The following is a 23,357-nucleotide window of genomic DNA, read 5'->3' on the forward strand; positions in this document are numbered from 1 at the left end:
CATCGATCGTGCTCAGAATGCCTTGCCGGGATTGAGGATTCCGTCGGGGTCGAGACCGTGCTTGACCGCACGGTGCATGTCGAGCACGGCGGGTGACAGTTCCTTGCGCGCGCCGTCGAGCTTGAGCAATCCGACGCCGTGCTCACCGGTGACCGTGCCCCCGAGTTCGAGTGCGGCATCGATGATCTCACCGAAGGCGAGTTGCGCCCGGCCGCGCGCGGCGGCGTCTCCCTCGTCGGCGATCAACAGTGGATGCAGGTTGCCGTCACCGGCGTGGGCGATGTTGGCGATGACGATGTCGTGGCGGATGCCGATCTCCTCGATGCGCGCCAGCATCGCCGGCACATGCTTCTTGGGGACACAGACGTCCTCGGTGAGTACCGGACCGAGTCGCTCCAGCGCCGGATACGCCAGGCGCCGCGCCGCGAACAGCGCCTGCGCCTCCTGCTCGTCGGCGGACACCGCCGACCACGTGGCGCCTGCGGCATCGAAACACTCACGCAAGCGCTCGGATTCACGCTCACCCTCGATTCCGGGCGTGTCGATCCGGCCGAGCAGAACGACGTTCGCGTCGACCGCGAGCCCCATGTTCTTCCACGCATCCACCGCGAGCAGACACTGCCGATCGACGAGTTCCAGTGCAGCGGGAGTCAATCCACTCGCACCGACCGAAGACACCGCCCGTCCGGCGTCGATCAACGAGTCGAAGTAGCCCGCGATGGTCCGCGACGGTGGTTGCAGGGGGCGCAGTTTCACCGTGATCTCGGTGACGATCCCCAACGTTCCCTCCGAGCCGACCATCAGTCCTGCCAGGTCGTACCCGACAACCCCCTTGGCGGTCGGGTGCCCGAGTCGCACCAGTTCGCCGGTACCGGTGACGACCTGGACCGCGAGCACGTAATCGCGTGTCACGCCGTACTTCACACAACACACCCCGCCGGCGTTGGTCGCCACGTTGCCGCCGATCGTCGACCACGGTGAACTCGCCGGGTCGGGCGGATACCACATACCCACCTCCGCGCAGGCTGCCCGCAGATGGTCGTTGACGACTCCCGGCGCCACGACCGCGATGCGTTCGAGCGGATCGATCGAGATGATCTCGGTCATCGCCGCACAGGAGAGGACGACGCTGCGGGCCCATGCGTTGGCACCGCCGGACAGACCGGTCCCGGCCCCGCGGGGGATCACCGCGACCTGGCGGACGCGGCACGCGCGCACCACCGCCACCACATCCTCGGGCGTGCGCGCCCGCACCACGGCGATCGGCATCTGGTGCGGCGCCCACTCCGCGTCGTCGTGGGCGTATCCGGCCATCACATCCGGATCGCGCACCACCGCACCGGGGGTGACCGCCGCCTCCAGTGCCGCGATCAGATCTGTCCGGAGATCGGGTGCGACGTCGGCGGTGAAATCCACACCCCACCCTAGCGCCTCCGAAGTGGCCGGGGGCGAAGCCTGTTGCCAATGACCAACTTTGAGCGTGCTTGGTGACGTCGCCGGCTACCCGACCACGCGCTCCCGATACCGCCCGAGCGTGTCCGCGTCGACGCCACAGGCAGCCAGGTAGCCAGCCGGATCACCATGTGCGGCGATCATCGCCTCGTCGGCCGCACGCAGATAGTCGGTGTGCACGCCCAGATAGTCGGCGGGGATGTCCGCGTCGGGATACCGGCGCGCGAGCATCGCCCGCAGATCCTCGACCGCGTCATTGCTGCGCAGGTAGTCGGATTCGATGGCGTCCTCGACGACACCCGCTGCACGCAATGCGGCAGCCACCGCCCACCCGGTGCGGTCCTTGCCCGCCGAACAGTGCACCAGGACAGTTCGTCCGAGCGCGACCGATTCGATGATCGTTCGGATCGCCCGCCCGGCCCCCTCGAGCGCCGGGTACGTGCCGTAGACCGCGATGAGGTGCTCGCGCGCAGCATCGGCCGAGAAGGTTCGCGACGACGTCGGGATGACCGGATTCTGATGGAACGGCAGAACCAGCCCCTCGATGTGATCGGGCAGCGCGTCGGCGCCCTCTGCCTCACACTCTCGGGCCGATCGCAGGTCGATGACCGTGTCGACGCCGAGACTGTCCAGCGCTGCCCGGCCGGCGTCGTCGAGCCGGCCGAGATGCGCCGAGCGGAACAACAGGCCGCCATTGACCGTGCGGCCGTCGGCGGTGGGCAGGCCCCCGACGTCGCGCACGTTGAAGGAACCGGGCAGCTCGATCCGACCGGGAGAAGAAACCGTCATGAACTCACGCTAAGGCATGCGCCGCGAGCTGTCGTTCCGGCGTCCGGCGCCGACACCCGAGTCGGTCAGCAGCACGCGATAGACGAAGGCCGCCTCCGGACCGAGGACGGCACCGACGAGGTCGGTGAGGGTGACCACGAAACCCCGGCCGTGCGCCGGTCCGGTCCCGTCGTCGAGGTGATGTGCCACCTCGTGCAGGATGACCAATTCCCGGAGCGCCCAGCGCCCTTCCCGGGAGTCCGGGATGGCGATCTCACCGATGTCGCGCCGGTATTCCGCCGCACGATATCCTCCCCTGGCCCGGACCGTCACCGGCTCCGATGCGCGCGGAAAGCGTTGTCGCACCGAACCCATCGCCAATACCCGCTCGACGTAGGAGCGCACCGACTCCACCGAGGAGAACAGCGCCTCGATGGGCAACGTCAGCTCGGTGCCGGCGATCTGCACCGTTCGAGCCGAGCCCACCCGATCGAACATCCGGTGCACCAGCCGCTCGGCCTCATACAGTCGGGACCGACCCGAATCACGCGCAGTCATCGCACTCGATGCTAACCGGACCCCCGCACGCCGACGGTTACGATCTCCACAGCCACGACATGAGGGAGACCGCCGATGAAGCCAGGGGTGTCCGGCCGCGTCGAGCGATGGCGTGGGCGTGCCCGCGACCTCACCGATCGGGCCCTCACACTGCCCGGCGCGTCGGTGATCGGGCGGATCGTGCGCGAGCTGGCGACGGCAAGCCTGTCGGATCGGTCGATGACGCTGTCGGCGCAGGCGTTCACGTCGGTGCTGCCGATCGTCATCCTGCTGACCACCCTGCCGGTCGGGCGCACCTATCTCGACGAAGCCCTGAACAACCTGGGCGTCAACCCCACTCGCCTCGATGCTTCTCTGTCGACCTCGACGACCACAGCATTCGGTGTCATCGGTGCGCTGATGACGATCGCCGGTGCGACGTCGCTGGCCCGAGCTCTGGGGCGCATGTACATGCAGACGTTCCGGGTGAACAAACTCTCGTGGCGCGGCTGGTGGCGGTGGGTCGCGGTGATCTTCCTCATTCCGGTCGCGGTGATGGTGCAGGGTCTGATCACCCCGCTCGGCGACATCAGCATCTTCGGAATCCACTACCACGGTGTCGGGCCGCTCGGTCTGACGATCGTGGTCCTCGCCTCCTTCGTGACGTGGTGGGCGCTGTGGACAGTGGTGCCGCGACTGATGGTGTCGCATCAGGTGCCGATGCGTCTGCTCGCGGTCAACGGCGCCCTCACCGGCGCGCTGATCACGGTGTACCTCGTCGGCAGCCGAATCGTGTTGCCCGAGACCGTCCCTGCGACACTCAATCGTTTCGGCACCCTGGGCATGGTGTTCCTCGCGATCAGTTGGTTGTACTTCTACGCCGCGATTCTCGTCGTGAGCGCCACCGTCGTGCATGCCGTCGCCACCGACGACGGCGAGTGGGGCAGACGCGTCGGAGCGTTCACCGGGGTCCCCGTCCCCGCGCCCGTGCCACCGAGCCCCTTCGCCCTGCCCGACCAGCCGGTGGCGGCCGACGATCGACATCCGTGACCACATCGACGACACCCACCTCACCACGGGAGCTGCGGTCGGTCAGCTCATCGACATCTCGGCCGGAAGCGCCGCAGGCGCCGCCTCTCGTCGCATCATTCGGTCAACGACTACGGCGAACACGACCGCCAACACCGTCCACAACACGAGTTGGCCGCCAACGGAGGCTATCCGGAACTCGGCCAGCACCGACGCCGGGAACCCCGCCGCGACCATGTGTCCGTCATGCTCCAGTGGAGTCGGCACCTCGTCGAAATGGGGCATCATTACTGCCGTGACCCCAAGTACCGCAACGTAACCCACGCACGCGACGATGCCCGCGTACAAACCGCCGATGCGCTCGGCGACCAACAGGTACGTGGCGAGACCGAGGCCGGCGACCATCACGGAGACGAGAACCACTGTCAGATAGGCGCCGCTGCGCTCCCCGATCGTGTCAGGGTCGCCCACCGACGGCGGATTGGGCGGATAGATCAGCGCGGGTCCGAGGTAGATTGCGACGAACATGACAAGGGCCAGGACGCCGCCGAGGACGCGCGGATCGCCTGCCCTGTTCTGCCGGGCCAGTGCGGTCCGCAAAAGGGTGAACGCGACCACGAAGAATCCACCCATGGCGATCGCGAAGACCACCGTTCCCACACCCGCGCCGACATTCTCCTGAATCGTGCGGGTGAACACCTCGTGTTCGTGATCATGACCTCCGGTCATGTGCGCCTGTACCTCGCTGCGATCACTCTCGAAGTCGATCGCTTGTGCGACGAGCGGTTCGGTGAACACTCTGGCATACGCGAAAGCTGCCAGGCCGGCGACAAGCCCGCCGATCAAGCCCGGCCCTACGTACGTGGTCTTCATATCGGCATCCTCATCTCTGATGTGGCGATCAGTGGCAGGGGAAGCCGAGGAAGTGCCGTGCGTCGTGCACGAACTCGTGCACGTGAGTGTCGCTGCCGAACACCGACACCGCACCCTGGTCGAAGCCGACGAAGTAGTAAGCGATCGCCGACACCATGAAGGTGAGGGTCAAGACCAGTACCGCGGTCATCGTGGATGACCCGACGATCTTGAGGGCGTTCTCTCCCACCGATTCGTGCGAGGTGGTGTAGCTGCTGACGTTCATCATGGATCCTCTTTCGGTCCGGTCGACACAACTTCTGTTTCTGACTCACGTGATCGTCACGTGGAGCGGGCGGCGAAGTCTCGTATCCGTTATGCGGAAATAGCCTTCGAAAAGAAGAGTAGCCTAATTACTGTCGACAGAAACTACCTCAATGTAAATTATTAGTAACCTCGATGGATTGACCGTGATGCCGCTGGCACCGCGGAGCGCCTGCCGTCTAGACTCGTCTGTGTCGCTTCGGACTTCGTCGGACGAGCGGAATGCGTCGCGACACCCGGTTCGTACCACCCGGCCCATCCGAGGAGCCCACGTGACCAAGACCGCCGCTGACGCCGCCACCAAGGCTTCCGACAACTACGGTGCAACCCATATCGGTGCGGCACTGAATGCGTTGGCGCGCACGCTCTCCCGCAGCATCGATCAGGTCACCACTCCCGAGGGGATCTCAGTTGACCAGTGGTACGCGCTCGACGTCATCGTTCAACACGACGGTATCGCGATGAACGATCTTGCCACCATCCTCGCCGTTCCCGCGCCCACTCTCACCAAATTCATCGATCGGCTCGTGGCCGGTGCGCTGGCTTTCCGTCTCGTCGACGACGCCGACCGGAGGCGAGTACTTGTCCATGGTTCGGCCCGCGGCCAGGCAGTCCACCGCCGGCTCTCCGCTCAGATCACCGAGGTCGAGAACGGTTTCCTCGCCGGCTTCAGCAGTCGCGAACAGCTGAACCTACGCCGCATCCTCGAACGCGACACGGTCTGAGTGCCGGTCGCCCGGCAACGCAGCACCAGCGAACGGCCAAGATCACGCATTACTCTTACCGATCACGTCGGTTCTCAGGCAGACGCCACCTGTGCGAGTACATCGAACTCAAGCCCGTCGGCTCGCGCCAAGTAGACGTCCTGTCCCAAATGCCTACCGTCGAACACCACCTCGCCGCGAGGGCTGTCGTAGCGAAGCGGCGTGTGAATGCGATCGTTGATGTCACCGACCTCGATCGAACTGGCATGACGGACCAGTTGAGACATCAATCCCACTCCCTCATAACAGGATTCGCCGGGAGAAGCCAGTGGTGGTGAGTTCCGTCCGAAACGGCGCAGATACCGCGACTCGAAGTCGAGGCTGTGCGCGGTTCCCATCGACTCGAAGAATCCCGACACGGAGTAGATCCGTTGCGTCGCCTCGTCACCTGAGGCAAGCAGCATGTTCTCGTCCATCAGGGGACTGAGTCGGACGCACCGATCGTGCAGTCTCCGGGCCGCGAACTGTCGGTTGAACTCCACCGCATCATTGCCCAGCAACATCAGAAGCACACCGTCGACACCCGACCGTTCGACTTCATCGAGTACACCGCCGAACTCCTCTGTGCCCAGCGGGAGGAAATGCGCGGTATCAATGGACACCGGCAACCGGGGATCGCCGGCGCGAGCGAACCTCAGACCGACGGCCTGCGCGGTCCGCCGTGGCCAGACGTAGTCACTGCCGATGACCATCCACGACCGAACTCCTTCTTGTACGGCCATCCATTCCACGGCCGGGATGAGCTGACCTTGCGGGGTCTCGCCCGTCAGGTACACACCTGGGGCAGTCTCACCACCCTCGTACACCGCGGTGTAGAAGTACGGAACTCGACCAGCGACCTCGCGCACGAGCGCGCGGCGAACTGCCGAGGTATGCCATCCGACAAGCAGGTCGACCTCACCGTCATCGACCGCCCGGCGCACGCGAGCCCCGACGAGAGCGGGGGCCAGACCGCCGTCGATCGTGGTCACACGCAGCTCACGTCCCAGTATCCCACCTGCACCGTTGAGCTCCTCGACCGCGAGTTGCGCACTCGTCGCACACGATGGACCGAAGATGCCAGATGGTCCGCTCTCGGGAATCACCAGTCCCAGATTGAGGTATCGCTCGATCTCCATGGATCTCCCACTCCTCGGGCTCCCTGCGATACGGACAAGCATGACACCCCGTCGTTACGAAGAGGTTTCTATTGAAAGCATTCCGTTCTCCTACCCATCCACATCGGCCTCTCCGCCTCACCCCTCGATCGCGCCGCGCGGCGCGCCGAACTCCCGGTCCGGGCCGAGTTTGGCTCGCCGCCCGGCGCGGTCCCCGGCGCGTCGCGCACCCTCCGAGTAGCCCGCTGAGGCACTCGTCGGCCGCCACGTTCCACGTGCGCTGGATTCCGACCGATAGAAATCACGAACCTCGATCTCCTTGTCACGCAGCACGACCGCAGTCGACGACAGCCCCTGCGATTGGGTGTCGTCGGTTTCTTCAGCGACCGCCTCGGCTCGTTGCGCGTCGCGCGCCTCGGCGAGGCGTTGTCCGATGCGCTCAGCGAAGGCCGACTGGAAATTGAGGCGGGCAGTGATGGGCGCCAACTGTTTACGCTCCACGACTCGACGAGAGCTCCATCCCGAGCCGCGGCGCACCACTCGTGCCGACATCTCATCCTTGTAGGCACCCGACCGCAGATAGGCGTCACTGGCGGAGACCATCTGCACCACCAGCGAGGTGTAAAGGGCCTCGCAGGTGTCGATGTCGGAGGCGTATCCGTAGGCCAGCACGAACGTCGAGTTCCCCGCAACGTCGACGGTGACGTCGTTGGCCCGGGCGATGGCGACGAACAGTTGCACATAGGTCTTCAGTCCGCGTTTCCCTGCCTCACCGACGGCGATCTGTCGGGAGATCGGGGTGGTCCGACGCCGCTCGGCCGGGTCGTGGGCCCGGGCGAGCGCCAGGTCGATCGCCGAGGCCGTGGCGAGGCGTTGCGCCGCATCCATGAAGGCCTCGGCCTCGTGCGGGTTGTCGGTACCCTCGGCCTGCCGCAGCAGGCCGGCGATCTTGGAGAGCAGCTTGTCGTCGCGCATGTAGATCAGACTATTTCCGCGCCCGATTCGTTCCCATGCAGGAGGAGTTCTTTTCGACAACCCGGTGACCACGAGGTTGTGGCGCACCCTGCGCACCGGCTGCGCGAACCCACATCCGTGGGCGACGTTCATGAACGCCCCATCAATGGCGTCGAACAACGTCATGCCGCCGGAGAACATGTGCCAGGTCTTGGTGATCGACCGCATCCAACGCACGAAGAACCGGTACGTCAGGCCGCGCGACTGCAGTGTCTGCCCGATCTCGGCCTCGTCGACATACCGCAACGCGAAGCACGTCGCGGAAACCACCTCGACGATGCCCTCGTGGCCAGCGGCCGCCGACCGCCGGTCATGAGCTTGCGGAACCCGAGTAGTTTCGGGTTCCGCGGACATCGGTAGCTGCATTTCGGACATGTGCGAAGTTGCTGCGATCAGCTGAGAGTCTTCACTGTCGATACCCGGGTCAGTAGCCTTTGCTGCGCAGATACCTCGCCACCGTGACCGTCGACGCGGGATTTCGTGGACTCTCCACGAGCGCGGCGTAGGGCAACGACATGATGTTGTTCTCGCGCACGGCCGTGGTCTGCGCCATCAGCGGATTGCTGCGGAGTTGGGCGATCTTCGCCGCGACGGTGTTCTGCGGTCCGGTCCCGTAGTCGACGATGATGATGACCTGCGGATCTCGTTGTGCCGCAGCCTCCCAGGACGTCGTGGTCCATGAGTCGTCGAGATCGTCGAAGATGTTGTCGCCGCCGGCATCGGCGATGATCTGATCCGGCGCGGCATTGTGTCCGGCGGTGAACGGTGCAGGATCGGCGCTGTCGAACAGGAACACCCGCGCACGACGTCCGGCCGGCGGTGCCCCGGCCGCTGCCGAGGCGACCTGTCCGCGATACCCGTTGATCAGCGCTGTCGCGCGGCTCTGCACCCCGAAGATCGCCCCGAGGTTGTCCAGGTCGGCGTAGAGCGCGTCGAAGGGACGCATGATGCCTCGGTGGGTCGTGCCCGGCTGCCGGCACGCCTCGGTCAGTTGATACGGCGTCGCCCCGATCGAGCGCACCCAACCCGGCGTCACTCCGGTGGATTCCTTGAATCCGTAGTTCCATCCGGCGAAGACGAAGTCCGGGTCGGCTGAGGTGATCACCTCTCGGGTGAACGCGTCGCCCAGATCGTGGACACTCGCGAAATCCGCACGCCACGGCGAGGAATCGATGTCGCGTTCCTTACCGGCGTAGGTGGTGTAGCCGACCATCCGGTTCTGCAGGCCGAGCGCGAAGAGCATCTCGGTGATCCCGGTGTCGTTGGACAGCACCCGGCTCGGGATTCCGTGAACGGTGAGTGGTGCGTTGCAGTTCGTGACGCTCACCGACGGCATGGTGCTCGAGGATGCGGCTTCGTCGACATCGGCACCGCATGCCGTCAGCACCGCGGCCAGCAGCACGCACATCGGCAGCACAAGACGTTTCACTAGTACACCTTTCCGGCCGGCGAACCGGCGATTCCGTCGAAGATCACCTGCGGCACGCCGAGAGTCGGATGTGCAACGATGTGGCAGGCCACGCCGAACCAGACCTGCACCGCTTCGCCGGTGAGGACTTCCGCAGGCGAGCCACCACCGACCACCCGCCCATGGCTCAGCACCACGAGGCGGTCGCAGAACTGGGCGGCGATGTTGAGGTCGTGCAACGCCGCCACGATGGTCACCTGCCGCCGCCGGGCCGCGGCGAGCACACCGACCTGATGACGTACGTCGAGATGATTGGTCGGCTCATCGAGGACAAGGACCCGTGGTTGCTGGGCGAAGGCGCGTGCGATCAGCACCCGTTGCGCCTCGCCACCCGACAACGACCCGAAACCACGATGTCTCAGATGGAACACGCCGGCGTCGCGCATTGCATCGCAACAGATCTCCGGATCAGCCACCGACGCCAATGCGGTCGCGCGGCGGTGTGGGAAACGGCCCGCGGCAACGATCTCCGCGGCAGAGAACTCGAAGTCCATGTGCGCATGCTGCGTGAGTACCGCGACCTGTCGCGCGTTGTCTCGCATGCTGACCGCCGTCACGTCACGTCCCCCGACGTTGATCGATCCCGCGTCCGGCGTCAGCGACCGATACAGACATCTCAACAGGGTCGACTTGCCACTGCCGTTGGGGCCGAGCACCCCGACAACGCTGCCCGGCGCCACGCTGACGGTGATGTCGAAGAGTACCCGCGTGTGGTTGACCGACGCACTCACCTCGGTGAACTCGACACCGAGCGGAGTCGTCGCAGTGGTCCTCATGCGTTGTGTCACAGTTGGTCCCCCGCTCCCCGTCGGCGCCTCATCAGTCCGAGGAACACCGGTACGCCGACTGCCGCGGTGACCGCGCTCAGTGGTAACTCCTGGGGCGGCACGGCCACCCGAGCGCAGAGGTCGGCCACGACGAGGAACACCGAGCCGATCACCGGTGCCAGGACGAGCACCCGACGGTGGTCGGCGCCGATCATCAAACGTGTCACATGCGGCACGATGAGTCCGACGAATCCGACTGCGCCGCAGACCGACACCATCACCCCGGTCAGCAGGGCCGAAACGACGAAGAGAACCAGCCGCACTCTCGCGGCGCGCAGGCCAAGGGACGCGGCCACCTCGTCACCCATCGACAGCGCATTGAGATGCCCGGCCGCCAGGATCATCAGTCCCCCACCGACGAGCACCGCCGGCGCCACCACGAGAACCGAGTTCCAGGTCACCGCGGCGAGGCTTCCGAGAAGCCAGAACATGACACTGCGCGCGGCATCACCCTGCGGGGCGAGGAAGACCAACACGGTGGTCAGAGCCGAGAATCCATATGCCAGTGCGGTTCCGGTCAACACCAATCGAAGCGGGGACAAACCCGCCGGAGTGGCCGCGACCACGAACACCGTCACCGCTGCGATCAGCGCTCCCACGAAAGCTGCCACCGGCATGGCGTAGAGGCCCAGTCCGGCGAACGCCCCGAAGAGCACCACCGCGGTCGCGCCGACAGAGGCGCCCGAGGAGATGCCCAGGACGTAGGGATCGGCGAGCGAATTCCGCACCATGGCCTGCACGACGACCCCGACCACGCTGAGCCCGGCGCCCACGAGCGCCGCGGTGAGCACGCGTGGCAACCGCGATTCGACGATGATCCGGTACGCGGGTAGATCGTCGGCGCCGATGCGTCCGTGCGTCATCGCCGCCCACACGTAGCCCAATGCGTCGCGCCACGGGATATGCGCTGTGCCGAAGATCAATCCGAGGACGGAGACGACAAGAAGCATGCACAGACCGGCCACCGCCAGCGTCGCGGTGCGACGCCAGGAGCGAGACCCCGCGTCGGCAGCAGGGAGGTCCGGGAGTGGCGTCCGCACGTCTTCTTCGGTGGCTTGTACCGGCGCCGCCCCCGACAGGTCAGCGTCGAATCGCGCTGTCGTCCGCGACTCCATCGAGGAGGTCGTCATCGGCGCGGGCCGGTGGCATCGGCGGTGAAACCGAGATCACGCATCAGCACCGCCGCGATGTTCGGGGTGCGGGAGCATTCGGTGACCACGTCGGGACCGGACTGATAGTGGGTGCGCAGTGCCTCGGCGAGATCGAGAGCGCGCACGGGAGCGTTGTGGGCGTATACCGCGCACGCAACCTCCCAGTGTTCGGGGCGCAGCACCGTGCGCCAGAGTCGCTGGGTGATGAGAATGCCGTCGTCATCCGAGGATTCGACGGTCAACACCGAGGAACCGACGAGTGGGGACACCCGGTCTCCGGCACGATAGTGCGCCACCAGCTGCGGCCAGCTCGGCAGCGCCTTGGCCGTTGTGGGGCAAGCGGTCCCGCCGTCTTCGGGCACGCCGGTCAATGAAGATACCCCAGGTCCTTGAGTACGTGCGCCGCCGAGGTCACCCGGACATCGGCGACCAATGCCCGGTACTGCTCCACGAAGCGGCCGGCGTCATCGCTGAGCCGATGGGACTCGACGAGGTCGACCGCCTTCTCGAGGTGTTCGCGTGCGAGAGTGTCACGCCACAGGGCATTCTTGATGTGCACACCACGCTCGTCGGCGCCGGTGATCTCGAAGTACTTGCCGCCCGCGACCGTCGGTATCCGCTTTCCCGCACCGTAACGGCCGACCACCACATCCCAGTCCAGTGCCATCCTCATACTCCTTTCACGTGCTCACCGGGACCGACGTCGCCGGTCAGGGTTCGTAGATGTTCCAGCGCCGCAGCATGATCGGACCGTAGGCTGGTCACCGTCGTGCCCAGACTCGCCGCCAGATCCTCTTCGCCGGAGTCGAGCACGATCAGCCCGATAAAGGCGTGCCGGGCCGCCTGCGGCATGGCGCGCACGCCGTCCTCGATTTGTGCCCATGTACTCGGCGAACCCGGATCGAAGCGAGCCGGATCAGTGGCCGCCGCCACCAGCAGCGGCTCGGCAACGCGCGCGATCCGCCCGGAGAACGGTAGGCCCGAGTACCGAAAGACTTTGGGCCTGGCCAACATCGACGCCACCACCTGGGCTGCGATCCGGCCGCCGGCGTCGAGGTCGCCCAGACGATGCCCGCAGGTGTAGCGCACCGCCCGATACGTCATCTCCAGGCGCGTCACCCAGCTCTCGAATTCCGCCGCCAACGCGACCTCGTCACGCACGTCCGATCACCTCGTTCATCACCACCGCCGTCACCGAATCCGCGGTGCGGCACCACCGATGTGCAGCGCCGCACCGCGGATGTCGGAGTCAGGGGGTCGGCACCACGGTGGCCGCGAGCGGTCCGATGTGTTCGGCCTGCACGGAGGTGATGTCGGGCGAGACCGGGGCCTCACCGCGGATCGCGTCGAACGCGACGAGTTCGACGTTGTCACCGCTGGGCTGTTCGGACAACAGGGTGCCCAGGTCGAGCAGCCAGGAATGCATGAGCGCGCGCTCGGTCGCATCATCGACTGCGTCGTAGGCGGTTCGGGCCTCGTAGAATGCGGTGAAGTCGGTCTTGGCAACTCCCGGGATGATGATGTTGGTGTAGGCGGTCAACTCATCGAAGAACTCGCCCACCGAGGTGTTGAGGGTTCCGTCCTCCCCGGGGAGCACATACTTGCCGAGCACCGATTCCAACCGCGCCTGCAAGGTCGGATTCCACAGTTCCCGAGGTGCGACGGTGTGCGCCTCGACGTAGTCGGTGACAAACCCGTCCGCGAGCCCGGAGAACGTCGGGATGTAGTCGATCCACTTGCTCACCACCGCACGCCATTTGCTGCGCGGCTCGCCGGGGAGCACCTCGACACCGGGGTGGGTCAGCTTGGCCACGTCGAACACGGTGAACGTGCGGTCGCCGGAGATGTTGCGCTCGTGTGGCGCCCCGGTGAAACCGGCCGGCCGCAGCATCTTGAACAGCAGGCGGCCCTGTTGCTGGACGACGAAGCGGCAGAACGAGTCGTTGATGAACTTGCGGGTCACCCCTTTACGGAGGGCGTCACGGATCGCCGGGGTACCAGTCTTGGTGTAGGACCCGAGCCGCTTCCACGAATGTTCCTGCGGCAGTGCGAGAAAGCCGCCGGTGAAGGGATTGCGGTAGAGGTCACCCCACACACCGGCGATCGCCTGGTTCTTGGTGTCATCGAGCATGCAGTCGATTTCGTTGAGCACCGGATACAGCTCGGCCGGACCACCGGCGTGCGGCTCGTCGCCCGAGAACGGCATGCTGGCGATACCGACCACCGGCAACCGGCGTCCGAGCCGCTCGGTCGACAGGTGCCGCGCGAGGTCGACGACCATGCCCGACCCCGTGCCACCAGCCATCGAGAAGAAGATGAGCACGATCGATGGCAGTTTGGTCGAGTTGACCGACGCCACGAAGTCGTCGAGCTCCTTGGCCAGGATCTTCTCTCCCGCATAGTAATTGTGACCGTAGATCGCCTTGGCGATGGCTCGCGGAATCGATTCGCCCGCCGCCGGCAACTCGACATCGGGCAACCACGGCTCATCCTGCGTCAACGGGCTGAACCGCGGATACTCGGCGGCAAGATGGTGCGGCCACTCGGCGACCGTCGCCATCAGTTCGTCCTTGGACGGCACCTCGAGCGAGACGGTCCGCATCTGCACGCGGTCGAACGGGATGTCACGGGCGCTCATGCGCTGTTCGAGGCCTGCGGCGTATTCTTTGAGTTCCCACTGATCCTGCTCACCGATGTCGATGGACAGTCCGGTGAACCGAGCTCGGGGATCGGCCATCAGGTCTTCGATCTCACCGGTGCGCAGCAGCGCTTCCACCATGTAGGCACCGGTCCGGCCGATCCCGATGGCGTGGATGCAATGTGGCGCCTGTGTGCCCGTTGCACTGTGATACAGCGACATGGTCATGAGTTGTCTCCTTGGGATAACACGGGTTGTGGGGTCGCTCGGCTGACGTGGGTCATTCGACGAAGCCGAGATCCTTGAGTACGGTCGCCGCGGTGGTCGGCCGTTCGTCGGCGATGTAGGTGCGGTAGTAGTCCACGACGTCGGCGTAGACGCGCGTGATCTTGCCTTCGGCGATCAGATCCATCGCCTTCTCGATGTTCGCCCGGGTGAGCTTGTCACTCCACAGTCGATGCGTGACATAGATGTACTCGTCATCGGCGCCGGTCACCTGCAGTGTGCGCGCGCCCGGCATCGACGGCAGATTCGCGCCGTCGCGATAGCGGGTGACGATCTCGGCCCACGGCACGGGTTGCGGCGCGTCAGGCATCGGCGGTCACTGTGATCGTCGAATCGATCAACTCACCGCGGATCGCCTTGTGCGGCACCACCACCCAGCACGCACATCCCCAGATGCACTCGCCGCCCATACCGTCGAAACGAATACTGGGCTCACACAACATGACGCCGAGGTCGAGCAGCCACGAGTGCATCATCAGCTTGTCGTCCCAATCCTCGACGCCGTCGTAGATCTCGCGGGACGGAACGAACAGGCTCAGTGCCAGCTTCGACTGCGCGGCCACCACCACGCTGACGATGCCTGCCGTCGAGTCCGCATCGGCGACCACTGAGGCACCCGCGGACAGGTCGACGGCCGCCGACACCGTGCGAGCGACCGACTCGGCTGCGTCCTGGGACCCGCCGAGCGCACGAATCTCCGCCCAGGGAGCGACGGCCGTGTCGACCAGACCCAGTTCCGGGCCCGACTGCGCACCGGCGGGAACCGTCGAGAGGATGTTGATCCACGTCTCGCTCTGCTGGCCGCGGATCGCCGGATGCCACTGATCGCCGGGTACGGCAAGCCAGTTGAGGCCCTTCATCGTCTCGTACAGCGGCACACAACCGTCAGCGGTGAGAAACGCCGTCGCGCCGGGTACCGGGTCCTCGGTGCCGCTGTCGGGTACCGCGAAGAACCCGCCGGTGAAGGGGTTCTTGTACAGATCGCCCCACACTGCCATCACACCGTTGTTCTTCTCGGTGTCGATCATGCAGTCGAGTTCGTTGATGACCGGGAAGAACTGGGCGCTCGGCTCGACCGGCAGTACCCCGAGCCCGATCACCCACGGTCGCCGCCCGAGCTTGATCGACGACAGGTGGCGGGCGATCTCCACCACGATGCCCGAGCCGACGGTCTCGGCCATCGAAAAGGCGACGACCACCAGCGGTGTCTTGTCACTGGCGAGAATGCCTGCGGCGAATTCCTCCAGCGCCGAGGTGATCTCACCATCCTGGTAGTACTCCGACCCGTAGATCGCCTTGGCCACCGCGCGAGGGATGAATCCGCCGGGTTCCGGCATCTCGATGTCGCCGGGCAGCCAGGGCTCGTAGTTCGGATTCCAGTAGTACCGCGGGTACTCCATCTTCAGGAACTCGCGGTATCGATTGAGCGCGGTCGACAAGGCGTCCTTGGACGGAATCGCCATGTCCACCGCCGAGACGCCGGGCAGGTCGGCGAGACCGTCGAACGATTGCGAGGCGATGTCCACCGCAAGCGCGGTGAACCCTTCCGGGGCGGACGCGGCAGCCGCTTTGATGACCGCGGCACCGGTCGCGCCGAGCCCCAGGATGTGCAGGGAGAACGGGCCCTCGTGGTCGCCTGCGGCATGCACCCGTTCGTTCAGCAGTGCCTCGACGCGGCCTAGTGCGCCCGAGTCATGCGAGTGGTCGTGATCGTGATCGTGGTCGGTGGACATCGCGGTGAGGTTCCCTTCGCGGAGATGCGGCCGGCGGCCGCAGAGTTGCGGTGCGTGGACAAGTCCACGGTAGAGCAATTACTTCCGTTGTGAAGCAATTGGAGTGTTAATCCTTCGTAACGGAAGGATCAATTCGATCCCCAGCGCCCTCAGGCGTCCATGGTCTTCTCGGTCGGCAGGTCGTAGACCGGACAATCGGCCACACCGATCGTCTCCCGGGTGATCGCCTCGACCGCCTTCTGGGTGGCCTCGGCGTCGGTGACCCAATTGCGATAGAAATCGAACGGGCACTCCGCGATTCCCTTGTCACCATCCCCACCGGCATACACCCCGGTATAACCCCTGTGCAGCAGCTTGAACAAATGATTCTGCGACTGATCATTGGCCCGCGCATCCCGAATCGTCGACAACGACAACTGCGCGTACTGCACCCCGTAATCCTCCTCACCACACTCACCCAGGGTGCGCCCATCGAAACCGATGATCGCGCTGTGCCCGAAATACGAGTACACACCATCGAATCCGGTCGCATTCGCCACCGCCACATAACAATTGTTCGCCCACGCCATCGCCTTGGCCATCAACACCTGCTGATCCTTGGCCGGATACATGTAGCCCTGCGGCCGCACGATCAACTCGGCCCCCTTCATCGCGCAATCACGCCAGATCTCCGGATAATTACCGTCATCGCAGATGATCAACGACACCTTGAGACCCTTCGGCCCGTCGGTCACATACGTCTGCTCCCCCGGATACCAGCCCTCGATCGGAGTCCAGGGCAAGATCTTGCGATACTTCTGCACGATCTCCCCCGCATCATTGATCAACACCAGCGTGTTGTACGGCGGCTTGTTCGGATGATCCTCATGCCGCTCCCCGGTCAACGAGAACACCCCCCACGTCCGGGCCTGACGACACGCCGCGGCAAAGATGTCGGTCTCCTCCCCGGGAATCACCGCCGCCGTGTCGAACATCTCCGCGTTGTCATACATGATGCCCATCGTCGAATACTCCGGGAACACAACCAGATCCATCCCCGGCAAACCCGCCTTCATCCCCACCACCATCTCGGCGATCCGACGGGCGTTGTCCAACACCTCAGCCCTCGAGTGCAGCCTGGGCATCTTGTAATTCACCACCGCCACCCCCACGGTGTCCGGACTCGATGAGATATCGCCATGTCGCATGAAACGCCTCCAGCTTTCGGTTCGATGAGCGTCTCCGAGATGACAGCCCGGCGTCCGGGATTTACTGTCAACTCGAAGTATGTTGCACGACCAGGAGACCGCGGTCGCGTTGCATCGACGTTTCAGCCCGATGTGAAGAGTGTTTATTGTGGCCGGCGTTCGACGACGCGTATCGCCCAGGGCCCCTCTCGACGACGGGCCCACCACGGAGAGAACGGAGAGAACGGTGAGCGAACGCACCCCGACGACCTCGGTCGCGAGGTTTCGCATGGGATTGGCACAGTCCCCCGACCATTTGTCCGCCGCCCTGAAGTCGGCGATCATCGGGCAGGACGACGCCGTCGATGCGGTGGTGCGTGCCCTGACCATCTCGGCAGCGGGAATCCGCGATCCGCATCGACCGATCGCGTCGCTGCTCCTGGTCGGGCCGACCGGCGTCGGCAAGACCGAACTCGCCCGCCGACTTGCCGACGAGGTCGCCGGTAGCGCCGACAAACTGTGTCGGATCGACATGAACTCCCTGGCCCAGGAGCACTACGCCGCATCCCTGTCCGGCGCACCCCCGGGGTATTCCGGCTCCAAAGAAGGGCTGACATTATTCGATCCGGATCTGATTCGCGGCAACCATTCTCGACCCGGCATCGTCCTGTTCGACGAGATCGAGAAGGCCCACACGACGGTGCTGCGCTCGTTGCTCCAGATCCTCGACTCCGGCCTCCTCCGGCTGACCGCAGGCACCGACGTGATCGACTTCCGCAACGCCGTGGTGCTGCTCACCTCGAACCTCGGGTCGGCGCAGGTGGCCGCCCGGCGGCGCGAACAACGCAGCATCACAAGACTTCTGCAGCCGTGGCGGCGCGAGGCCGACGACGGACAGACCATCGCCGAGGCCGTCGAGTCGTTCTTCGATCCCGAACTCTATAACCGCTTCGACGAGGTCGTCGTATTCGGAGCGCTGAGTCGGACCGACGCCGGCGCCATTGCCGCCCTGGAGATCGCGCGCCTTCAGACGCGGTTGGCCGCGCGCGGCATCGCCTGGGAACCCGGCCACGACGTCCACGCACTGCTCGTCGAGCGCGGATTCGATCCGACCTACGGTGCGCGCCACCTCAAACGCACCGTCCGGGTGCTTCTGCACGCACCGGTGGCGCGGGCCGTCGTCACCTATCCGGAGACGCAGGCACTGCGCCTGACCACGCGCGTCGTGTCCGGCGAGGTGATCGTGACGGTCGTGCCGGACCTGCCCGCTGCCGAATCGCCGATCTCGACGAACCCGAGTGGTGAGTCCCTCCCCTGAACGAGACCTCCCGTAAACGGCAAAGGGGATCTATCGGAAATCGGGCAGCGGCGCCGGACTCCCGGGCTTATCGTCTGCACTGATCACCAGTGCAGCAACGGCGCTACACCTCTCGGTCGAGACGATGGAGGCGCGCCATGCCCGAAGGGCACGAAATTCTCAACGAGGACGAGGCCCACCTCGCCCGGCTCGGCTACACCCAGGAACTGCACCGTTCGTGGTCGGGCTTCTCCAATTTCGCGATCTCGTTCTCCATCATCTCGATCCTGTCCGGATGTTTCACCTCGTTCGGGTTGGGCTGGAACAACGGTGGCCCCGCGGCGATCGCGTGGGGCTGGCCCATCGTGTCGGTGTTCATCCTGCTCATCGGCTTCTGTATGGCCGAACTCGTCTCGGCGTATCCGACGTCCGGCGGAATCTACTGGTGGGCATCCAAACTCGGGGGCGCCAAGGCCGGCTTCTACACCGGCTGGCTCAACCTGATCGGCCTGGTCGCCATCCTCGCCTCGGTGGCCTACGGCGCGGCCACCTTCGTCGACCTCACCATCGGCACGTTCAGCGAATCATGGTTGGGCGGTTACAGTCTCACCCGGGTGTTCATCATCTTCGTCATCATTCTCATCGCCGCGGCACTGATCAACATCTTCTCCGGACATCTGCTGTCGATGATCAACAACGTGTCGGTGTGGTGGCACGTCTTCGGAGCCGCGGCAGTCATTCTCATCCTCTTTCTGGTGCCGGATCAGCACGCCTCGTTCTCCGACGTGTTCGCCCGTACGGTCAACAATTCCGGGATCTTCGGCGGTGCCACGTCACACGCCGGATTCATCCTGTACGTCCTACCGATCTCGGCGATCCTGACGCAGTACACGATCACTGGCTACGACGCGTCGGCCCACATCTCCGAGGAGACCAAGGGAGCCGCCGGCGCCGCGGCCAAGGGCATCTGGCGCTCGATCGCCTATTCGGCGATCGGCGGCTGGATTCTGTTGCTCAGCTTCCTCTTCGCGGTGCAGGACGCCGATGGGGTGTCCAAGAGCGGCGGCGCGGTGGCGACGATCTTCACCCAGGCACTCACCTCCCGGTGGGCGGGTGTGGTGTTGCTGATCTCCACCGCAGGCCAGTTGTTCTGTACGGCCGCCTGCCAGACGAGTGCGTCGCGGATGATGTTCGCCTTCAGCCGCGACGGCGCCGTTCCCGGCCACCAGATCTGGAAGCAGGTGAACACCAAGGGGATTCCCGCCTACGCCGTCATCGTCACGGCCGCGGTGGCCGCGATCATCACACTTCCGGCCCTCGTCGCCGTCGACATCAACGGCGCACCGGTCCCGGTCGCGTTCTTCGCGGTGGTCTCGATCGGCGTCGTCGGGCTGTATCTGTGTTTCGCGGTGCCCATCTACTTCCGGTGGCGCGCAGGCGATTCCTTCGAATCCGGGTCGTGGACACTGGGTTCGAAGTACAAGTGGATCGCCCCGCTGGCACTCGCCGAGATCGCGTTGACCTCGATCATCGCCATGTTCCCGACGTCGTTGGGCGGCATGCCGTGGGACCCGGGATTCGCATGGAAGTACGTCAACTACACGCCGCTGCTGGTCGGCGGCGCCCTCGTCGCGCTGTACGTGTACTGGCACCTGTCGGTCAAGAAATGGTTCACCGGCCCGGTGACACAGGTCACCGCCGATCCGGCCCTCCTGCAGGAAACCTGACCGGGCCACCCGCCCCCGACAATCCGGACGCCCGGCCCGGGCGCCGACCGTCCATCGTCGCCGCACCAGTAACGTCGTGGCCGAGACAGGCATGTGACGACGGGAGCACGACATGGGGTCGATGACGATACGGCGTGCGGTGGCCGTGCTGGCGATCTGCTGCGGCGCCCTGCTACCCGCGGCATGCGCGCGCCCCGACGACCCGACGGGCGCCGACACCGCCTCGCGCAGCGTCGACAACAACGTCAATCCACGCACGCTCACCAACACCGCCGACGAGGTGGCACGGCAGGGATTGCCCGTCACCAATCAGCACAATGTGACCGCACAGGTCTGCCCGAGCGCGGGGTGTACCTCGGCCCTGGCCACCGATCAGTTCACCCTGATGCAGTTCCAGACGACCGGGCGCGCCGAGATCTATCTCGGCGCCCACCTGCAGTCGTTCCAGGTCCTCAACGTCGTCGTCGACTTCCCGGCCGGCACCTCCGCCGACCAGCAGAAGCGCTACCAGAACGCCATCCAGACCGCGCTCGCCTGAGCGCGGCAGATCCGGTGCCGATCGGCAACCGTCACAAACCGAACTGTTTCTGCATGTTCCGCAGGGTGTCCGCCGAGGCCATCAGGCCCGCACGTTCGGTGTCGTCGACGCTGACGTCGAGGCGTTGGGCACATCCGGTGCGATCCACCAGCGACGGCAGCGACAGGCACACGTCGTCGAGGCCCTCGAACCCGGTCGCCAGCGTCGAGACCGGCAGCACCCGGTGTTCGTTGTTGAGCACCGCCTCCACGATGCGGGTAGTGGCCAGGCCGATCGCGTAGTTGGTGGCGCCCTTGCCATCGATGATCTTGTACGCGGCGTGCACCACCTCGTGCGCGATGCGCCGACGCACCTCCTCATCGATCGGCTCGTAGCCCGGTAGCGGCTTCCAGTCTCGAAGCGGGACGCCACCGATGGCCGCCGAGCTCCACAGGGGAATCTCCGAATCGCCGTGCTCGCCGGCGATATAGGCGTGCACGTTCTGCACGGCCACCCCGGCGTGCTGGGCGATGAGGAACCGCAGGCGCGACGAGTCGAGCACCGTGCCCGACCCGAACAGCTGATTGTTGGGCAGCCCACTGATCTTCAGCGCCGCATTGGTGACGATGTCGACCGGATTGGTCACCATGATGAACACCGCGTTCGGCGCGGCCTCCACGGCCTTGGGCAGGATCGCCCGCGTCAGACCGATGGTCGCCTCGGCGAGTTCGAGCCGCGACTGCCCGGGCTTCTGCTTCGCGCCCGCGGTGAACACCACGACGTCGGAGTCGGCGACGACGTCCATGGTGTCGCCGCCGATGATGTCGGTGCGCGGCACGAATTCGAGTCCGTGCGACATGTCGAGAACCTCGGCCTCGACCTTGGCCGTGTTGATGTCCATCAACGCGATGGTGCGTGCCACGCCGCGGATCAACGACGCGTAGGCGACCGCCGTACCCACCGCACCGGCCCCGATGACCGCCAGCTTGGTACCCCGAGTTTTCATCACTACCTCCGCGTCGATCGGTCCCGGCAACGTACGTGTCCAGTCCTATCCCATCGACCCCGACGCTGCCGTGTAACGCCCACACCCGTCATCGGGTCTTCACCTCGTCGGCAGTCGCACGCACACGACGGTCACACCCGCGACGGGCTCGCCCTGTCCGACCGGACAGTTCCTCACTCACCTGCTGGACTGAACATCTGATTATGTGTTCAGGTGTTCTTGTGTGAAGTGTGATGCCGACGACATCCTCGAAGTGTCACCCCACAGCGACGCAAGGAGATCGACCGTCATGGCCATCGAGCTGAACCAGATCTGGGACTTCCCGATCAAGGATTTCCACCCCTTCCCCAACGCGAAACTCGGTGTCGGCGCCCACGACATGCTCGGGGTCGAGGCCAAGAACCTCGGCATGACCCGTGTCCTGCTGATGACCACCGGTCTGCGCGGATCGGGAATCATCGAAGAACTCGTCGGCAAAATCGAATACCAAGGTGTCGACGTCGTTCTCTACGACAAGGTCGAGTCCAACCCCAAGGACTACAACTGCATGGACGCCGCGGCGCTCTATCAGAGCGAGAAGTGCGACGGCATCATCTCCGTCGGCGGCGGCTCGAGTCACGATGCCGCCAAGGGCGCCCGGATGGTCATCGCGCACGACGGCCGCAACATCAACGAGTTCGAGGGATTCTCGAAGGCCACCAACAAGGAGAATCCCAAGCACATCGCGGTTTCCACCACCGCGGGCACCGGCTCGGAAACCTCGTGGGCCTATGTCATCACCGACACCTCCGACATGAACAAGCCGCACAAATGGGTGGCCTTCGACGACACCTGCCTGGTCGATCTGGCCATGGACGACCCGCTGCTCTACTACAGCTGCCCCGAGCACTTCACCGCGTTCTGCGGTTTCGACGTGTTGGCGCACGCCTCCGAACCGTACGTCTCGCGGCTGGACTTCGCGCCGTCGCTGGGCAACGCCAAGTACTCCATCGAGCTCATCCGCGATCACCTGCGCACCGCCGTCTACGAGCCCCGCAATCTCGAAGCGCGGACCGGCATGATGCACGCGCAATACATAGCGGCCCAGGCGTTCAACTCGGGCGGCCTCGGACTGATCCACTCACTCTCGCATGCCGTTTCGGCGTTCTACGACAGCCACCACGGACTCAACAACGCGATCGCACTGCCGCGCGTCTGGGAGTACAACCTGCCGAGCCGCTACGAGCGCTACGCCGACATCGCCGCGCTGCTCGGCGTCGACACCACGAACATGACCACGGTGCAGGCCGCCGACGCCGCCGTCGAAGAGGCCATCCGGCTCTCCAAAGACCTTGGCATTCCGGACAATTTCGGCCAACTCAGCGTCGGCAGCTACGAGAAGAACCGGATGAACACCGGCAAGTACGAGGGCCGCGGCGATACGATGGACACCTCCGACAAGCAGATCCGGGCGATCGCCGAGCACATGATGGACGACTGGTGCACGCCCGGCAATCCGCGCGAGTGCACCGTCGAGTCGCTGATCCCGATGGTCACCCACGCCATGACCGGAAGCTACTGACCATCGGTCACCGGCCACACAGACCGGGAGCCTGAGCAACTCCCGCACCGTGGGTCGGTCCGGGCGAGGACGAGACCTGTCCCTTCGCCCGGACCGACCCGCACCTTGCCCGCATGAGCTGCTGAGCTGACCCACGAAGAGGAG

General features: G+C 65.2%; 24 protein-coding genes. 6 read left to right on the forward strand and 18 right to left on the reverse strand.

From position 1 onward, the window contains the following. Nucleotides 1-12: 12 nt before the first annotated feature. From J6U32_RS23090 to J6U32_RS23100, 3 genes are all read right to left on the reverse strand, one after another. On the reverse strand, nucleotides 13-1,416 hold the full coding sequence (locus tag J6U32_RS23090; protein WP_208792308.1) for an FAD-binding oxidoreductase: 1,404 nt from the start codon (nucleotides 1,414-1,416) through the stop codon (nucleotides 13-15). Between the two features lie 84 nt (nucleotides 1,417-1,500). After that, entirely contained in the window at nucleotides 1,501-2,241 is a 741-nt protein-coding gene (locus J6U32_RS23095) for a tyrosine-protein phosphatase (RefSeq protein WP_208792309.1), read from the reverse strand. Nucleotides 2,242-2,250: 9 nt separating this feature from the next. Continuing rightward, nucleotides 2,251-2,778, reverse strand: a complete 528-nt coding sequence (locus tag J6U32_RS23100) for a TIGR04338 family metallohydrolase (protein ID WP_208792310.1) — start codon at nucleotides 2,776-2,778, stop codon at nucleotides 2,251-2,253. A gap of 75 nt (nucleotides 2,779-2,853) precedes the next feature. Here J6U32_RS23100 and J6U32_RS23105 point away from each other — a divergent pair, with 75 nt between their 5' ends. Beyond that, nucleotides 2,854-3,807: a hypothetical protein gene (locus J6U32_RS23105; protein ID WP_208792311.1), complete on the forward strand. Its 954-nt coding sequence runs from the start codon at nucleotides 2,854-2,856 to the stop codon at nucleotides 3,805-3,807. A gap of 42 nt (nucleotides 3,808-3,849) precedes the next feature. Here J6U32_RS23105 and J6U32_RS23110 read toward each other — a convergent pair whose 3' ends face one another. Next, the gene (locus J6U32_RS23110) at nucleotides 3,850-4,659 is read right to left on the reverse strand and encodes a CbtA family protein (protein WP_208792312.1); all 810 of its coding nucleotides are present in this window, start codon (nucleotides 4,657-4,659) and stop codon (nucleotides 3,850-3,852) included. A gap of 28 nt (nucleotides 4,660-4,687) precedes the next feature. Further along, on the reverse strand, nucleotides 4,688-4,927 hold the full coding sequence (locus J6U32_RS23115) for a CbtB domain-containing protein (RefSeq protein ID WP_425324088.1): 240 nt from the start codon (nucleotides 4,925-4,927) through the stop codon (nucleotides 4,688-4,690). Nucleotides 4,928-5,234: 307 nt separating this feature from the next. Here J6U32_RS23115 and J6U32_RS23120 point away from each other — a divergent pair, with 307 nt between their 5' ends. Continuing rightward, a complete protein-coding gene (locus tag J6U32_RS23120) occupies nucleotides 5,235-5,687 on the forward strand; it encodes a MarR family winged helix-turn-helix transcriptional regulator (RefSeq protein ID WP_244332314.1) in 453 nt (150 codons plus the stop codon). Between the two features lie 74 nt (nucleotides 5,688-5,761). Here J6U32_RS23120 and J6U32_RS23125 read toward each other — a convergent pair whose 3' ends face one another. From J6U32_RS23125 to J6U32_RS23180, 12 genes are all read right to left on the reverse strand, one after another. After that, the gene (locus J6U32_RS23125) at nucleotides 5,762-6,844 is read right to left on the reverse strand and encodes a substrate-binding domain-containing protein (RefSeq protein WP_208792313.1); all 1,083 of its coding nucleotides are present in this window, start codon (nucleotides 6,842-6,844) and stop codon (nucleotides 5,762-5,764) included. A 117-nt stretch (nucleotides 6,845-6,961) separates the two neighbouring features. Beyond that, nucleotides 6,962-7,798, reverse strand: coding sequence for a DUF2786 domain-containing protein (locus J6U32_RS23130; protein ID WP_208796293.1), 837 nt, complete (start codon nucleotides 7,796-7,798; stop codon nucleotides 6,962-6,964). A gap of 463 nt (nucleotides 7,799-8,261) precedes the next feature. Beyond that, nucleotides 8,262-9,266, reverse strand: a complete 1,005-nt coding sequence (locus J6U32_RS23135) for an ABC transporter substrate-binding protein (protein WP_432276975.1) — start codon at nucleotides 9,264-9,266, stop codon at nucleotides 8,262-8,264. Further along, complete coding sequence (locus J6U32_RS23140; RefSeq protein WP_208792314.1) at nucleotides 9,266-10,081, reverse strand: ABC transporter ATP-binding protein; 816 nt, start codon at nucleotides 10,079-10,081, stop codon at nucleotides 9,266-9,268. Before J6U32_RS23140 ends, J6U32_RS23135 begins: the two co-directional genes overlap by 1 nt. A gap of 8 nt (nucleotides 10,082-10,089) precedes the next feature. Further along, nucleotides 10,090-11,082, reverse strand: a complete 993-nt coding sequence (locus tag J6U32_RS23145; protein ID WP_244333027.1) for a FecCD family ABC transporter permease — start codon at nucleotides 11,080-11,082, stop codon at nucleotides 10,090-10,092. A gap of 176 nt (nucleotides 11,083-11,258) precedes the next feature. Beyond that, complete coding sequence (locus J6U32_RS23150) at nucleotides 11,259-11,654, reverse strand: hypothetical protein (RefSeq protein WP_208792315.1); 396 nt, start codon at nucleotides 11,652-11,654, stop codon at nucleotides 11,259-11,261. After that, on the reverse strand, nucleotides 11,651-11,950 hold the full coding sequence (locus J6U32_RS23155) for a hypothetical protein (RefSeq protein ID WP_208792316.1): 300 nt from the start codon (nucleotides 11,948-11,950) through the stop codon (nucleotides 11,651-11,653). The genes J6U32_RS23150 and J6U32_RS23155 overlap by 4 nt, the downstream gene beginning before the upstream one ends. Before the next feature lie 2 nt (nucleotides 11,951-11,952). Next, nucleotides 11,953-12,444: a hypothetical protein gene (locus J6U32_RS23160; protein WP_208792317.1), complete on the reverse strand. Its 492-nt coding sequence runs from the start codon at nucleotides 12,442-12,444 to the stop codon at nucleotides 11,953-11,955. Nucleotides 12,445-12,532: 88 nt separating this feature from the next. After that, nucleotides 12,533-14,149 (reverse strand): tubulin-like doman-containing protein, encoded by a 1,617-nt coding sequence (locus tag J6U32_RS23165; protein WP_208792318.1) that lies wholly within the window; start codon nucleotides 14,147-14,149, stop codon nucleotides 12,533-12,535. A gap of 52 nt (nucleotides 14,150-14,201) precedes the next feature. Then, nucleotides 14,202-14,516: a hypothetical protein gene (locus J6U32_RS23170; protein ID WP_208792319.1), complete on the reverse strand. Its 315-nt coding sequence runs from the start codon at nucleotides 14,514-14,516 to the stop codon at nucleotides 14,202-14,204. After that, entirely contained in the window at nucleotides 14,509-15,939 is a 1,431-nt protein-coding gene (locus tag J6U32_RS23175) for a hypothetical protein (protein ID WP_208792320.1), read from the reverse strand. The genes J6U32_RS23170 and J6U32_RS23175 overlap by 8 nt, the downstream gene beginning before the upstream one ends. A gap of 149 nt (nucleotides 15,940-16,088) precedes the next feature. Continuing rightward, entirely contained in the window at nucleotides 16,089-17,126 is a 1,038-nt protein-coding gene (locus tag J6U32_RS23180; RefSeq protein WP_208792321.1) for an aliphatic amidase, read from the reverse strand. Nucleotides 17,127-17,394: 268 nt separating this feature from the next. On the opposite strand from J6U32_RS23180, the gene J6U32_RS23185 reads away from it, so the two are divergent. From J6U32_RS23185 to J6U32_RS23195, 3 genes are all read left to right on the forward strand, one after another. Further along, on the forward strand, nucleotides 17,395-18,423 hold the full coding sequence (locus J6U32_RS23185; RefSeq protein ID WP_208796296.1) for an AAA family ATPase: 1,029 nt from the start codon (nucleotides 17,395-17,397) through the stop codon (nucleotides 18,421-18,423). A gap of 137 nt (nucleotides 18,424-18,560) precedes the next feature. After that, nucleotides 18,561-20,129 (forward strand): amino acid permease, encoded by a 1,569-nt coding sequence (locus tag J6U32_RS23190; RefSeq protein ID WP_208792322.1) that lies wholly within the window; start codon nucleotides 18,561-18,563, stop codon nucleotides 20,127-20,129. Between the two features lie 121 nt (nucleotides 20,130-20,250). Beyond that, nucleotides 20,251-20,667: a hypothetical protein gene (locus tag J6U32_RS23195; protein WP_244332317.1), complete on the forward strand. Its 417-nt coding sequence runs from the start codon at nucleotides 20,251-20,253 to the stop codon at nucleotides 20,665-20,667. 31 nt (nucleotides 20,668-20,698) lie between these two features. On the opposite strand, the gene J6U32_RS23200 is transcribed toward J6U32_RS23195, so the two are convergent. Beyond that, nucleotides 20,699-21,652 (reverse strand): L-lactate dehydrogenase, encoded by a 954-nt coding sequence (locus tag J6U32_RS23200; RefSeq protein ID WP_208792324.1) that lies wholly within the window; start codon nucleotides 21,650-21,652, stop codon nucleotides 20,699-20,701. 289 nt (nucleotides 21,653-21,941) lie between these two features. Here J6U32_RS23200 and mdo point away from each other — a divergent pair, with 289 nt between their 5' ends. Then, a complete protein-coding gene (mdo, locus tag J6U32_RS23205) occupies nucleotides 21,942-23,213 on the forward strand; it encodes an NDMA-dependent methanol dehydrogenase (protein ID WP_208792325.1) in 1,272 nt (423 codons plus the stop codon). The last annotated feature ends 144 nt before the right edge of the window (nucleotides 23,214-23,357 follow it).

This window comes from Gordonia polyisoprenivorans (assembly GCF_017654315.1).
Classification (GTDB): domain Bacteria; phylum Actinomycetota; class Actinomycetes; order Mycobacteriales; family Mycobacteriaceae; genus Gordonia; species Gordonia polyisoprenivorans_A.